Source organism: Candidatus Lokiarchaeum ossiferum (assembly GCA_025839675.1).
Taxonomy (GTDB): Archaea; Asgardarchaeota; Lokiarchaeia; order Sigyniarchaeales; family Promethearchaeaceae; genus Lokiarchaeum; species Lokiarchaeum ossiferum.
In genome coordinates this window covers 5,061,183-5,074,924 of sequence record CP104013.1, presented here as the reverse complement: position 1 = coordinate 5,074,924, position 13,742 = coordinate 5,061,183, and the positions used below count along the sequence as shown (strand labels likewise).

At 30.5% G+C, this 13,742-nt stretch carries 13 protein-coding genes; 2 read left to right on the top strand and 11 right to left on the bottom strand.

Features of this window, described 5'->3' with window-relative positions; all coding sequences use genetic code 11:
* Nucleotides 1-78: 78 nt before the first annotated feature.
* The 9 genes from NEF87_RS21715 to NEF87_RS21675 form a co-directional block, all read right to left on the bottom strand.
* Nucleotides 79-813: a cephalosporin hydroxylase family protein gene (locus NEF87_RS21715; protein ID WP_457917485.1), complete on the bottom strand. Its 735-nt coding sequence runs from the start codon at nt 811-813 to the stop codon at nt 79-81.
* Nucleotides 814-1,007: 194 nt separating this feature from the next.
* Nucleotides 1,008-1,778 (bottom strand): sugar phosphate nucleotidyltransferase, encoded by a 771-nt coding sequence (locus NEF87_RS21710; protein ID WP_457917484.1) that lies wholly within the window; start codon nt 1,776-1,778, stop codon nt 1,008-1,010.
* 92 nt (nt 1,779-1,870) lie between these two features.
* Nucleotides 1,871-3,097 (bottom strand): class I SAM-dependent methyltransferase, encoded by a 1,227-nt coding sequence (locus NEF87_RS21705; RefSeq protein ID WP_457917483.1) that lies wholly within the window; start codon nt 3,095-3,097, stop codon nt 1,871-1,873.
* 28 nt (nt 3,098-3,125) lie between these two features.
* On the bottom strand, nt 3,126-3,575 hold the full coding sequence (locus NEF87_RS21700; RefSeq protein WP_371803621.1) for a dTDP-4-dehydrorhamnose 3,5-epimerase family protein: 450 nt from the start codon (nt 3,573-3,575) through the stop codon (nt 3,126-3,128).
* Between the two features lie 191 nt (nt 3,576-3,766).
* On the bottom strand, nt 3,767-4,636 hold the full coding sequence (rfbD, locus tag NEF87_RS21695) for a dTDP-4-dehydrorhamnose reductase (RefSeq protein ID WP_457917482.1): 870 nt from the start codon (nt 4,634-4,636) through the stop codon (nt 3,767-3,769).
* Between the two features lie 4 nt (nt 4,637-4,640).
* The gene (locus tag NEF87_RS21690; RefSeq protein WP_371803619.1) at nt 4,641-5,675 is read right to left on the bottom strand and encodes an NAD-dependent epimerase/dehydratase family protein; all 1,035 of its coding nucleotides are present in this window, start codon (nt 5,673-5,675) and stop codon (nt 4,641-4,643) included.
* 94 nt (nt 5,676-5,769) lie between these two features.
* Complete coding sequence (locus NEF87_RS21685) at nt 5,770-6,879, bottom strand: TIGR00180 family glycosyltransferase (protein ID WP_457917481.1); 1,110 nt, start codon at nt 6,877-6,879, stop codon at nt 5,770-5,772.
* Between the two features lie 38 nt (nt 6,880-6,917).
* Entirely contained in the window at nt 6,918-7,547 is a 630-nt protein-coding gene (locus NEF87_RS21680) for a class I SAM-dependent methyltransferase (RefSeq protein WP_371803617.1), read from the bottom strand.
* 416 nt (nt 7,548-7,963) lie between these two features.
* Complete coding sequence (locus NEF87_RS21675) at nt 7,964-9,406, bottom strand: acyltransferase family protein (protein ID WP_457917480.1); 1,443 nt, start codon at nt 9,404-9,406, stop codon at nt 7,964-7,966.
* A gap of 172 nt (nt 9,407-9,578) precedes the next feature.
* Between NEF87_RS21675 and rfbB the strand changes: the two genes are divergently transcribed.
* On the top strand, nt 9,579-10,595 hold the full coding sequence (gene rfbB, locus NEF87_RS21670; RefSeq protein WP_457917479.1) for a dTDP-glucose 4,6-dehydratase: 1,017 nt from the start codon (nt 9,579-9,581) through the stop codon (nt 10,593-10,595).
* Between the two features lie 44 nt (nt 10,596-10,639).
* On the opposite strand, the gene rfbA is transcribed toward rfbB, so the two are convergent.
* Nucleotides 10,640-11,515: a glucose-1-phosphate thymidylyltransferase RfbA gene (gene rfbA, locus NEF87_RS21665; protein WP_457917478.1), complete on the bottom strand. Its 876-nt coding sequence runs from the start codon at nt 11,513-11,515 to the stop codon at nt 10,640-10,642.
* Nucleotides 11,516-11,734: 219 nt separating this feature from the next.
* On the opposite strand from rfbA, the gene NEF87_RS21660 reads away from it, so the two are divergent.
* Complete coding sequence (locus NEF87_RS21660; protein ID WP_457917477.1) at nt 11,735-12,619, top strand: SDR family oxidoreductase; 885 nt, start codon at nt 11,735-11,737, stop codon at nt 12,617-12,619.
* A 141-nt stretch (nt 12,620-12,760) separates the two neighbouring features.
* On the opposite strand, the gene NEF87_RS21655 is transcribed toward NEF87_RS21660, so the two are convergent.
* Nucleotides 12,761-13,705, bottom strand: coding sequence for a GDP-mannose 4,6-dehydratase (locus NEF87_RS21655; protein ID WP_457917476.1), 945 nt, complete (start codon nt 13,703-13,705; stop codon nt 12,761-12,763).
* Nucleotides 13,706-13,742: the final 37 nt, after the last annotated feature.

The following is a 13,742-nucleotide window of genomic DNA, read 5'->3' as shown; positions in this document are numbered from 1 at the left end:
CTTAATTATAGCACATTTTATGGCTGAAGGAAAATATTCCGGGCACATAATTCTCCCGAATAAAAAAAAATAAAATTTTTACTTAATTCTTTTTAACCAACCACTAATACCTTCTGTTATCAGTAATTTACTCTCTTTTTTTGTATCAATTTCAAAGCCATCATTCTCAGATAAAAATTCTTGAACTGCAGTATATGGATTATCCCCACGATCCCATGGACGATTTGAATAATGACCCTCAGGGAAAAACTCAATGAACGTGTCCGATACAACAAGGTACGATCCAACACTGACAAATGGAGAATAACATTTCATCTCATCTAAGACATGATCATGAGTGTGAAGAGAATCAAGAAAGACCATAATTCTTTTTTTATTTTGAGCAATTTTACGAATTTGATCCATTACATGGTCTGAAGTAGAAGAACCTTCAATCAATTTAATACGTTTGAATAATGGATGTTTTTCTATCTCATCTCGATTATGTTTTCGAATATCTATATCCACACCTACAACTAGCCCATCACCCCTAAGTAATTCTAACATCGAAGCAGAAAGAATTATACTACCTCCATGTGCAATTCCTGTTTCAATAATCAAATCTGGTTTGAATTCCCAGATTATTTCCTGTTGCAGTACGATATCATTTGGATATTTTATTATTGGGCGACCTAACCATGAATAATTATATGTATATTTGTATTTTTCCGCATGAATCATCCACTCTATCGATTTTTGACTCAATTCTTTGTCTTTCGACATCAATTCCATATCTTTAGCACGTTCTTTTTTAAATTCCTCAATCGGATCCATTTCAATAAATCTCCTAATTAAAGTAGTTTTTAGTTTATTTCTAGCAATGAAGTTAATAACTCAATATATTTTTTCTGGGTTATTTATTTAGGTTTAGTTTTCAATTTCTACAATACCTAATTCAATTAGAAAAATGAATTCTGGTTTGTTAAAAAAATATTTTATATTAAAATTTATGATTCGGAAAAAAAAACTTACCATATTTTCCAAAGAGGTTTATCATTCCACATACGATTCAAATCTTCATAGTCTCGATAAGTATCCATACAATGCCAAAATCCATCAAAATTATATACCTTAATCTCACTTTCTTTTGCAAGTTTTGGTAGAACTGATTCAACTAACATTAAATTTTCATCCGTAATGTAATTGAAAATTCGTTTATTTATGACCATAAAACCTCCATTAACAGATTCCTTTAAAATAGGTTTTTCCTCAAATTTAGTGATGATGTTATCTTCATCTTTTAACATTAGACCATATTTTGATCTTGGATGCAATCCTGTAATTGAAACAATTTTATTGTGTTTGAGATGATAGTCCACAAGATTTTTTATATTCACATTGGCAACTCCATCTCCGTATGTGAGACAAAAATTATCTTCTCCTTCCAGATATTTCTTTACTTTATGTAATCTTAAAGCAGTTTTACTTTCCATTCCAGTGTCTACAAAAGTAATATTCCAGCCTTCAATTTCATCGTTATTTTCAATCTTTATATGATTTGATTTTAAATTTAAAGTGACATCTGAATTTCTCCATTGATATTCCATAAAATAGCGAATAATCATATCCCCTTTATATCCTAAGGGCAAAATAAAATCATTTATGCCATAACTTGAATAAATTTTCATGATATGCCATAATATTGGTCTCCCACCAACTTCTACCAAAGGTTTTGGGATAAATTTCGTTTCTTCCCTCAATCTTGTCCCTTTACCACCGCAAAATATAACGCATTTCAAGTTTTTTCACCTATTTGAAATTCAATTGATTAGTTTATTAATTTTTTTTAAAAAAAAAGGAGTATTTATAATTTGAAAAAGAATTTGTTATTTTACAAGATTTCAACTTGAGGGATTGGGATGATAAATTTCCCCCCCCATTCACGAATATAATTTTGTTGTTTCATTATTTCAGTTTTAAAATTCCAAGCCAAGATAAGGAGGTAATCAATTTGATTCTCTTTGATTAATATTGGATTTACCACTGGAATGTGAGTTCCCGGGGTAATTTGGTTCTGTTTTAGTTTATTTAGATCCCCTATATATTCTAAAGTCAAATTATCGATACCAAAATAATTTAAAAGAGTATTTCCTTTTGCAGAAGCTCCATATCCAGCAATTTTTTTACCATTCTCTTTGATATCTTTGAGAGTCTTCAATAAATTCACTTTTAAATTTTCAACTTTTAAAGCAAAATTTTTGTAATACTCAATTTTATTCACATTCATGCTCTCTTCCCGAATAAGGAATTCTTCAACGCTTTTATCAATATTTAAGGAAGAATTTTTTCGTGCACCAAATAGACGAATAGTTCCACCATGAATTGAAACATGCTTCACTCGAATCAATTTAAAATCATTATTATCAAACAGAATTTTTATTGGTCCAACTGCAAAATAGGATAGATGTTCATGATAGATTGTATCAAATTCGACATTTTCAATTAAATCAACCATATAAGGGACTTCTATAATAAAAATTCCATCTGGTTGTAACATAATTTTGATAGAACGGAATAACTCATCCAAATCATTAATGTGAGCAACAACATTAGTGGCAGTAATCAATTTTGCAGCACCAATATTTTTTTTGACTTTCAATGCAACTTTTTCGTTAATAAAATCTGTCTCAGTAGGAATTCCTGAATTGCGTGCAATTTCCGAGATATTCTCAGCAGGATCGATTCCTTGTACACTTAAACCTTGGTTTTTAAATTCTTTGAGCAAAGTTCCATCATTACTTGCAATATCTACAACAAGTTCTCCTGGTTTAACATTATAGGTTGAAATTGCATCGCGAGCTAAGTCACCGAAATGTTTTTTTAAAGTAGGGGATGTTCCAGATACGTAAATATAATTTTTAAACATAATTTCAGGTGGTACAACTTCATCAATCATTAACAATCCGCATTTATCACACCAAACTACGTTTAATGGATAGAAATGCTCTTTTTTCTTAGATTTTTTCTCAATAAACGCATTAGCTAAGGGAGTTTCCCCCAAATCTAAGATTTGGTGAAAATTATCATTCTTACATACTCTACATTTAGTTATTTTCAAATTAAATTTCAACTCTTACATGTGTTCTTTATCGCATTTTTATTTGCCAATCATAAGGAATAAAATCAGAAAGTGGATCTGCTCTTTTCATTTCTGATGGATCATGATCAATAGTAGCACAATTAGCAATGATTGCTGTTTTTGTTCCAATGCACATCACTCCATTCCACACACCAGTTGGTATTTTTACTAAACAATAATTTGATTCACCGATATATAATTCTTGAATTTCTCCTTTCGTGGGAGAATTTTCTCGACCATCAAATAAGACAAGCTTTATCATTCCAATTGGAACGGCATAATTCAAGATCATTTTTTCATGCCAATGCCATCCTTTGATTATCCCTGGATTTATAAAGGAAAAATAAATTTCTCCAAATTCTTCAAAATGAGAATCAGTGCATTTCAACATATGCATGATTTTTCCACGATCATCACAAATTTGTTTTAGTGGATAGATAACTACACCATCAATCATATTATTCAACTCTGTTAAAACTAATCAATACTAGAATTTATATAAGTTTTCATAGTACAAAATTTCTCAGAAAAAACTCTGATTGTTCCTTCTATACCGAATTTTGAAGGTCCATGGAATTATTTTAAGGATTTTTTATTAGCTGAAGTGAAGCAGACTATTGTTTTTAAAAGAATAAAAAAGTGGAACCTTCAATCTTTAAGATATTTTTTTAAAACAGGTTTCCAATGCGGCATTTCAATTCCTAGATCACTTAATTTTTCATTATCTAAAACGGAATAATGAGGTTGGTTGTATTTAGGTGAAAAATAGCTAGATTTTACACCAACTAATTCAACATTGATATCAAGTATTTTAAATATCTCTTGGGAAAACTCAAACCTACTTGACTGTCCTTCACATGTTGCATGATACAATCCATAAGCATCAGTTTTAATTAATTTTTCAACCACTTTTGCAACTTCAACAGTTGGGTTAAATGTTAAGACTTGATCCATTGCGGAAGGTAGCTTTTCATTTGCTTTCTCTGCATCTCTTCCAAGTTTAATCATCATTTCTACAAAATTTGAGAATTTCTTTGCTCGAGTCCCTTTTTTTCCATATAAACCAGACACACGTATACAGAAATATTTTTTACAATACTGACGAATAATATTTTCACCAGCCAATTTTGATATACCGTAAATTTGAATAGGGTAGGGAAAATCTTTTTCGCGATAAGGTGAATTTCTTTGAGAATCTCCACCAAAAACATAGTCTGTTGAAAAATGTACCAAGGTTGCTTCAATTTGATTACACGTATCAGATAGATATTTCAAGGCAATTGAATTAATCAAAAAAGCATTTTGGACATCAATTTCACATAAATTCAAATTGTGGAATGCGGCAGTATTTATCACAATTTCGGGAGATATTTCTTTGAGTTTTTTTTGCACTAACTCTTCATTTTCAATGGAAAAATTATTATGCTCTAAAGATACGATTTCATATGTATTACTCAATATTTTTTTAATATCATGCCCTAATTGCCCATTTGAACCAATTATTACAATTTTCTTCATAATTTTAGCAAATCTCATCTAATTGTTTTGAAAGAAAATTAGGAAATTGATCTAAAACTTGCTCTAATTGTTTCAACCGATAACATGCCTTGTTTTCAAAATCTTGCTTGGTGATTGAAGAGTTTTTTAAGTTTTCATATATTTCTTTAGAACCTTTTTTTACATTCCATTCATTTTTAAGATTTAAAGCATCTTTTAGTTTGTCAAAATTAACATTATAACTCCGAGAATCTGGATCAAAAGATTTAGCAACAGAAATACCCATTCCGGGTATATTTTCTTGAATTAACTTTGCAATCCCCTTAACTTGATAATTCTCTTCACTAAATCCGACATTAAATATTTGATTATGAACTTTTTCCTTTGGAGCATCTAACATGTCAGCAAAAACTCGAGAAAGGTCCTCTACATGAATCAATGGACGCCATGGGCGCCCATCACTCAAAATATTGATTTCATTAGAGTATAGAGCAGATGCAGTTAAATTATTCACAACTAAATCTAATCTCAATGAGTGAGAATATCCGTAAACAGTTGCGTTTCTTTGAAATATTGGAGTAAAATCATTATCTGCAAGCCTACTGACTTCATTTTCAGTTTTAACTTTCGATTTTGCATATTCGGTTATAGGGGATGTCTTATCAGTCTCAAATAAGATTTTTGAATCATCTTCAACTCTTCCATAAACACTACATGAAGAAGAGAAAATAAATCTTTTTATTCCAACTTCTTTTGCCATTTTTGCTAATCTCAAACTAGCAACATGATTTATTTCTTCAGTTAAACCAGGGTTAAGCTCACCCATAGGATCATTGGATAACGCGGCCAAGTGGATAATTGCATCATGATTTTTTATATCATCGGTAGTAATTTTTCGAATATCTTTCCTAATCTCGTTTATTTTAGGTTTTTCAGCAATAAAATCGAACTGTTCAAATAATCCAATATCAATTCCAGTTACTTCATGCCCTCTTTCTATTAAAATCGGAAGTAAAACCCTTCCAATATATCCTAAATGTCCTGTAACAATAACTCTCATGTTAAAAATCTCGTTTGATTTAGATTTAAGTTAAAATAATAGATTTTCTATTTGAAAATTTATATTTTTTTAATTCAATTCTATCAGCAGATATTTATAGTTTTTTTGTTCCTTCCTTTGAATCATGAATTTCGTAAAAATGGACTAAATAATTTTTAATAACTCGTACATCATCAAAATATTCTTCTTCAGGAAAATTTTCGGCCCAAAACCGCTTCTTTCTGATTATTTTATTGATTTTGGAATTTTTTATTGATAATATAATATTTACAACAATTTTTCTTATTTTAACTGTTAGAAAACTTGAAGATCCATTTTTTTTTTTTTTTAAATTGGACCCAATTTTAAGATACAATTGCATTCCTTCATCTATTTGCCTAATTGCATCAACTTTAGATAAATTTGTGGTTTTTAGTATATTTTCAACCAATCCCGCTTTGAATTTCGAAAATTTGTGATCATAGGTTCCTTTTTCTATAAAATCACTTATTTTTTCTGCAACTTTACCATCAGATTGTTCTAAAAATTCTCTCGCTCCAGAATAAAAGTCTAAAGTTTTAATTTTTCCATGTATTGTGGTTGTGAGAGCAGGAAATAGTTCACCAAATCGATAATCGTTAGTAAATTTCAAAGTTTCTTCAAAAATCATTTTTAAAAATTTAGTTCTGTGAAAGTAATAAAACGTTGGAAAATAGTGAGAAAATGTCTGATTTAATCTCAACTTCATATTTTCATTAGTATTATTCATATAGGGAAACAATTGCTGATGGTAATTTTGCCAAATAACTTTTGGCTTTTTAAAAATGTTTCTTTCATTAATAAAAACTATGCTATAACCAGCAACAGCAGTGAAAGATGGATTAGAATTCAAGAAATTTAAGGAATTTTTTATTTTATTGGGAATAATAAAGTCGTCATCAGCACAAATGACACAATATTCAGTTTCTATTTGATCAATGATAGTTTTGATCTTTCTAAAAAGCATAGTATCTAATGTGAAAGAATTATTATAACAAATATTAATATCAGGAAATTTTGCGATGATAATCTCGTTTAATTCCTTATTTTTCTCACAACTGGAATCAGCAACGATTATTTTATACTTACATTTTGTAAAATTAAAATATCCCAAACATCTTTCCAAGTATAAAGGTCTATTATAGGTTGGAATAATTATTGTTAAATTTTCTTCATTTCTTGACATCAAAGTGACACTCCTTGCAACAATGAATGATACAAAGTTTATGGTTTAATAATGATCCCAATTCCACAAGATTTCTGATCCCAATCCTCGACATTCTCAATATATTCATAATTCTCTTTAATCTCATTCCAAAATTGAAATACATTCACCTCGTCTATATTTTCATGTACAACAATATCATGAAAAGCAATCATTCCTTTTGAGCGTACAAGCGGGGAATACATCTCAAAATCTTGCTTAATTCCTTCATAGGTATGATCTCCATCAATAAAGAGAAAATCAATTTCTTGACCATTCAACTCATTTTTCAAAATTTCTAGAGATTCCAATTCATGAGAATCTGCTCGAATCAATTTTATTTGTTGATTTTCTCGGGCAAAAGATTTGTAAAGGGGAATTTTCCATTCTGGATAGCCACCACCAAATTGCCCAGATGGTAGGTCTAAGCTAATTAGTTTTGTATCACTTTGTGAAACATTGGTGTACAAGGCAAGAGTGCCTCCCTTATTTGTTCCAATTTCTACAATGATTTTTGGTTTGATATCTTTAACTTTTTGAAGCAAAGCAAGAATTTCTTTCCTAACTTGAAGTGGTTTGATATCGACATTCAAATATTTGATTTGACAAACATTATCATAAATTTCTTCTATTGAGTCAACATCTGCCATTATTTTTTTATATTTTTTAATTAACCTAGAAATTGGGAAATTTGACCGAAATAATCTGCCAACTCCCAAAAAACTAAAAAATATCATTTTTTGGAATGTTATTTTGATTCCGTTATATTTGAGGTTAATAATCAATCTTTTTAATGCACTCTGATTCTTCATATTTTAACTTAAATTCAGCAACATTTATAATTGAATTCATACAATTTTCTGAAATCCTTATAAGTTAAAATCTTGATGAAAACATAGCGGTTCGGCATAATGGTAAGAAGAGGTTTTAATCTCTAATTTCAAAAACTTTTCAAATTTACCAAAAACTTATCAAAACCATTGTTACAATCGATCCTTTGTAAATAAAAGGATTGAAGTGGAGAAAAAATAAGGAGTCAAACTAGCATAAAAATTAGAGTTTAACTTCAATCAAACAAACTCTTTAGTTTTTTTTTGAATATTCCAGTTTTTCTTTCAGTAATTAATGACAATAATATGGAAATTAAATTAATTACAATAAAGGCTAAGAAGAAAAGAAAGGTTGATGATATATTAATATAATCTACCAGATTCAGAAAAACGATAAAAATGGAATAATGGACAATATATAATACGAAAGAATAGGAAGAAAGAAATTGAAATATCTTAATTATTGTTTCAGGAATCTTAAAGGAACAGCTATTAAAGAAAAGAATTATGAAATAGAATGAAATTGAAAATAATAATATAAATAATGGATCATAAGCTACTTTCATAACTAATATCCGAATTGTTGACCCTATAATTGAAATTAATACAAAAAAGAACAATATTTTCTTCTTACTGGATAATTTCTCAATAAGATTTCCCAAAATATTCTTGATTTTTATTTCAAGTTGGACTAATATAATACCTAATCGAGATTTCGAATTCACATGAAAAATATACAAAAAAATCCCAACCACCTCAATCAAGACTAAAAATATTATAACAATGATATTTGTCAATTCAAAAAATAAAAAGCCTAAAATAATCATAAATAACAAGATTGGACGTATAAAAGAATAATTTCGATGCTTATTCCGAATATTAATTAATAACATGAAACTATAACCGATAATCCATGTTGTTAATAGAAGAATTTTAATGCGTTTCCTAGGACCCAAGGCAATGATTGCGAGAAACAACACACTACCTAAAAAAATGATAAAACCAATTATTTTTTCCTTAAGATTCTTGGATGATTCTTTTTGATCTTCAGCTTCAGTATTATAAAGTAGGAGAAAACCAAATATGAAATACATCCACCATTCGACAGGAATAGTCCATAACGGTCTTGCTGAACCAAAACTTGTGTTTCCCAGAAGGGAGAAATCTGAAAAGTTCGATGATAATGATATTGAATCTTGTAACATAAAAAAATTTGAAATAAAAACATCTAATCTGAATGCATTTTGATAGTATGCATCATTAAATACGTAAATAATCACCAGATCCAGAAAAACAATAACCAATAACATCGGTATTAGAGTAACATAAATTCTAACAGTTCTATCAAAACAAAAATCCTTAAAAACATAATTTCCTTTCTGTCTTTTTTCATAAGCGGAATTACTGATCAAAAAGCCACTTATAAGAAAAAATGTAACTACTGCAATATTTTGCATATAAGGCATCTTAGGGGGTTTTAAATTCGATCCTATTTCAAAAAAATTGAGTCCATGCCCTATAACAACCATCTGAGAAGCAAATACCCTAATTAAGTTTAAAATGAATCTTGAATTGGCTGAGAAAGAAACATGTTTTCCTTGATCAACCAAAGTCTCCATGATAATTTTGATATTAAAGTAATTATAAACTTTTCGAAAAATTGTATCTTGAATTTTCATTCTTCCAACCAGTAATTAGTTGGTTTTAATTTTCAGTAACTAATTTATCAATTTTAAAAAAAAATGATATGGAATTTGACTATTGAAGGATTCTTCTAAATGAAACTTTAAAATGGTTTTTAATGAAGCATATCTAAAAATTAAAAACTTCAAAAAATCATAATTAATTACTATGAAAATACTAATCACTGGTGGATTAGGGTTTATTGGTAGTAATTTCATTCATTATATCCTTGACGAAAACCCAGAAGTAAATATTGTAAATTTAGATGGCATGACTTATGCAGGTAATCCAGAAAATCTAAAGTCCATTGAATCGAATCCAAGGTACAAATTTGTAAAAGGAAACATATGCAATTATGAACTTGTAGATTATGTGTTAAAAACACACCATATAACTCACATAGTACATTTTGCTGCCGAATCTCACGTGGATCGCTCAATATCAAATCCAGATATTTTTATTGAAACCAATATTCGTGGAACATTGACTTTACTTAATGCTGCAAAAGCAAATAACATTCAAAAATTTGTGCAAGTGTCCACTGATGAAGTATATGGCTCCCTTTCTTTTGATGATCCTGCTTTTACTGAAGAAAACCAATTGTGTCCCAGAAGTCCGTACTCTTCAAGTAAAACCGCTGCCGATTTGTTAGTGCTTTCATATGTTCATACATACAAGTTACCTGCAGTAATAACACGATGTTCAAACAATTATGGGGCATATCAATTCCCCGAAAAATTGATCCCTTTAATGATCCGGAATATCCAGATGGAGAAAAAGCTCCCTGTTTATGGAGATGGTACTAATATTCGAGATTGGATTCATGTGATGGATCACTGTCGTGGGATCTATGCCACTTTGATGAAAGGAAAAGTTGGCGAAGTCTATAATTTTGGCGGTAATGCAGAAGTCTCAAACATTAATATGGTCAAATTTCTGTTAAAGGAATTGGGAAAAGGAGAAGATTTGATCACCTTTGTGAAAGATCGCCCCGGTCATGATGTTCGGTATGCGATGAACTTTTCTAAAGCAGAGAAAGAATTAGGGTGGACCCCAAAATATAAATTCGAAGATGGTATGCGTGAAACGATTCAATGGTATCTCTCCAATCAAGATTGGGTCGATAATGTCACTTCTGGAGATTATTTAGACTATTATAAAAAGCAGTATAATTCTGAAAAATAAAAAAAATTGAAATGAGATTTCTGAAAAAATAATATCTGAAAGATCTATTGATTTTCTTGGGCTGCTATTTTCAAGATATATTTGCCATAATCCGTTTTTTCATATTTTTTCCCAAGTTTAACCAATTGGCCGAGGGAAATGAATTTTTTCATATAGGCGATTTCTTCTAAACACGATATATTCAACCCAGTTCTCTTTTGAATAGTCCTTACAAAATCTGTTGCATTGGCTAATCCATCATATGATCCGGTATCCAGCCACGCAAATCCACGGCCCAAGATCTGCACTTTTAACTTCCCCTTCTTGAAATAAACATTATTAAGCGCAGTTATTTCGAGTTCCCCTCTTGCTGATGGAGTTAACGATTTAGCAATGGATACAACATCTTCATCATAGAAATATAATCCAGGAATGGCATAATTCGATTTTGGTTTTTTGGGTTTCTCTTCGATTGAGAGAACATTGAAATTATCATCAAATTCTGCAACTCCAAAATCCTCGGGGTTATTAACATAATATCCAAAAATATAAGCTCCAGAATCCAATTCACTTACACTTGTGAGCAATGAACTGAAACCTCTGCCATAAAACACATTATCACCAAGAATCAATGCGACTTTATCCCCATTTATGAATTCTTCTCCTAAGATAAACGCCTCTGCAATCCCTTTAGGAGCTTCTTGGACTTTATAAGATAATTTCAATCCAATTTCGGAACCATCTCCCAGCAATTCTTGATAGAGAGGCAAATTCTTTGGATCGGAAATAATCAAAATTTCACGAATTTCGGCCAACATTAACACGGAAAGTGGATAGTAGACCATCGGTTTATCATAGATTGGTAATAATTGCTTGCTAATTACATGGGTAATTGGATAAAGACGGGTTCCGCTTCCGCCAGCTAAGATGATTCCTTTCATGAATATATTTTAAATCCAATGGATTAAATAATTTACTGTTTATCGCTTTAGATTTTAGATATACAAAAATAAATAATACTCACCTTGTAGGAACAGAATAAATTGGGAGATTACTTTTGAACACCTAAAACCACCATATAGATCATTTTTAATAACAATCTTTCATATATTGAAATGGGAAGCGATTAAACCACATTTCTTTTACCCCATGGTGATGTTATGGAAAAAATTCTTGTTATTGGAGCAAATGGATTCTTGGGAGGAAAACTTCTCCCAATTTTTGAAAATAAGTATGATGTATATGCAGCAGACATCACTATCAGTGAAATTGATGAGAAATTTCATCCAATTCAACTAGATATCACAAATGCGGAACAAGTGAAGACAGTTTTTAATCGTTTAAAACCGAACTTGACAATACTGACTGCCGCCATGACAAATGTTGATGCATGCGAGGATTTCCCAGAAAAAGCAAATTTGATAAATGCTATTGGCCCCTTAAATGTTGCAAACGCAATTAAAGAGAATAAAGGCCGTCTGATACATATCTCAACAGATTTCATTTTTGATGGAAAAAGAGGAAATTATACTGAGGAGGAGGAACCGAATCCTTTGGGTGTTTACGGAGAATCCAAATTACGGGGGGAAAAAAATGTACTTGAATCAGGAGTAACGGCTTTAATTTGCCGAACTTCAGTTCTATACGGTTGGCCTGCTGCAAACCAACGTGATAATTTTTTCTCATGGGCCTATAAGCAATTTCATAACGGAAAACACATTAAAATAATTAAGGGGCAAATTACCACTCCCACATTGGTTGATGATTTAGTGAAATTTTTATACGATGTCTCAGAATTCAAAACTACAGAAATTTACCACACTACGGGTCCAGAAGCTATCTCACGATATGATTTTGTTACTAAATTAGTGAATATTTTTAAATTTAGCCCTGATTTATTAGAACCAGTCGATTTTTTCAAGCAAAATGCCCCTCGACCAGATAATTCTTCACTTAACACCCAAAAAATTCAACAAACCAATTATCACCGATTTCGAGGAATAGAAGTCAGTTTTCAACATTTAAAACAAATAAATCATCAATAAATAGGTACGAACAATTTTACAAGAGAAATATATTCCAGAAGAGTCTTTTTTTTGAATATCACTTTATGGATGCACTTTATTGTCCAGAGATTCAATCGATCTTTTCTTTTTACCTATTTTCCATTTTTCAGCGATATTGCACTAAAAATTCTTGCTACTCGAATTTTTTACTCGAAAATTTTTTAGTATATCAAGTAAGGTGTCTTCTATATTATACTTTGGTGTCCAACTCGAAATGCTTTTTATACGAGAATTATCACCAATTAATTCCTTAATTTCAGATGGTCGCATCCGATTTGGATCTTGTTTTACATCGATTTCACATTTTGCGTTATCAATTAAGATCTGTAATAAATACTTGATTGAATAACCTTTACCAGAACAGATATTGTATATACCCCCATAAGTTCTTAATTGACTTAACTCAAAATAGGCATTAACAACATCACGAACGTCTGAAAAATCACGAATTGCATCTAAATTCCCGACTTTGAGAGATTGAAGACGTTTATTTTCAATTTGGACAATTTGCTTCGCAAAACTCGAAATAACAAAGGTATCAGTTTGATTGGGCCCAGTATGATTGAAGCTTCGGGCAATATTAATTTTCAAGTTATAGTTTTTTACATATTTGAGACAAAGCTCCTCTTGTAAAATTCTTGATTCTCCATATGGATTTTTAGCACTAATTGGATGAGATTCAGAAATTGGAATCGTTTGAGGATCCCCATATACTTCGGCTGAACTAATAACTATGATTTTAATATCTTCCTTTTGTGTTTGAACAATGGCATCTAAGAGATTGCGGGTTCCTTCCACATTGACATTGTGACAGATGTCCGGAAATTGAAAACTTTTTGAAGCAGAGCTAAATCCCGCTAAATGAAAAACAATATCGGGTAAGATTTTGGACAAGGTCTCATTTATTTGAACAGGATCTGTGATGTCCAAGCGATAATAATAGTCTACTGTTGATCGTTGTTCATTTACCAGATCTGTTCCATAAACAATAAAATCTTTGCGCTGTAACAAAGAAACTAGGTAAGGGCCGACAAATCCTTCGCTTCCTGTAATAAGTGCTTTCATTTTCTCAAACTTCCTTAACTAAATCATTACTTTTTCG

Excerpts from the sequence above, each read along its gene's own strand:
- rfbB (WP_457917479.1), top strand. The coding sequence starts at position 9,579 with ATGAAAATACTAATCACTGGTGGATTAGGGTTTATTGGTAGTAATTTC.
- NEF87_RS21700 (WP_371803621.1), bottom strand. The coding sequence starts at position 3,575 with ATGATTGATGGTGTAGTTATCTATCCACTAAAACAAATTTGTGATGAT.
- NEF87_RS21675 (WP_457917480.1), bottom strand. The coding sequence starts at position 9,406 with ATGAAAATTCAAGATACAATTTTTCGAAAAGTTTATAATTACTTTAAT.
- NEF87_RS21690 (WP_371803619.1), bottom strand. The coding sequence starts at position 5,675 with ATGAGAGTTATTGTTACAGGACATTTAGGATATATTGGAAGGGTTTTA.
- NEF87_RS21680 (WP_371803617.1), bottom strand. The coding sequence starts at position 7,547 with ATGGCAGATGTTGACTCAATAGAAGAAATTTATGATAATGTTTGTCAA.
- NEF87_RS21685 (WP_457917481.1), bottom strand. The coding sequence starts at position 6,879 with ATGTCAAGAAATGAAGAAAATTTAACAATAATTATTCCAACCTATAAT.
- rfbD (WP_457917482.1), bottom strand. The coding sequence starts at position 4,636 with ATGAAGAAAATTGTAATAATTGGTTCAAATGGGCAATTAGGGCATGAT.
- rfbA (WP_457917478.1), bottom strand. The coding sequence starts at position 11,515 with ATGAAAGGAATCATCTTAGCTGGCGGAAGCGGAACCCGTCTTTATCCA.
- NEF87_RS21655 (WP_457917476.1), bottom strand. The coding sequence starts at position 13,705 with ATGAAAGCACTTATTACAGGAAGCGAAGGATTTGTCGGCCCTTACCTA.
- NEF87_RS21715 (WP_457917485.1), bottom strand. The coding sequence starts at position 813 with ATGGATCCGATTGAGGAATTTAAAAAAGAACGTGCTAAAGATATGGAA.
- NEF87_RS21660 (WP_457917477.1), top strand. The coding sequence starts at position 11,735 with ATGGAAAAAATTCTTGTTATTGGAGCAAATGGATTCTTGGGAGGAAAA.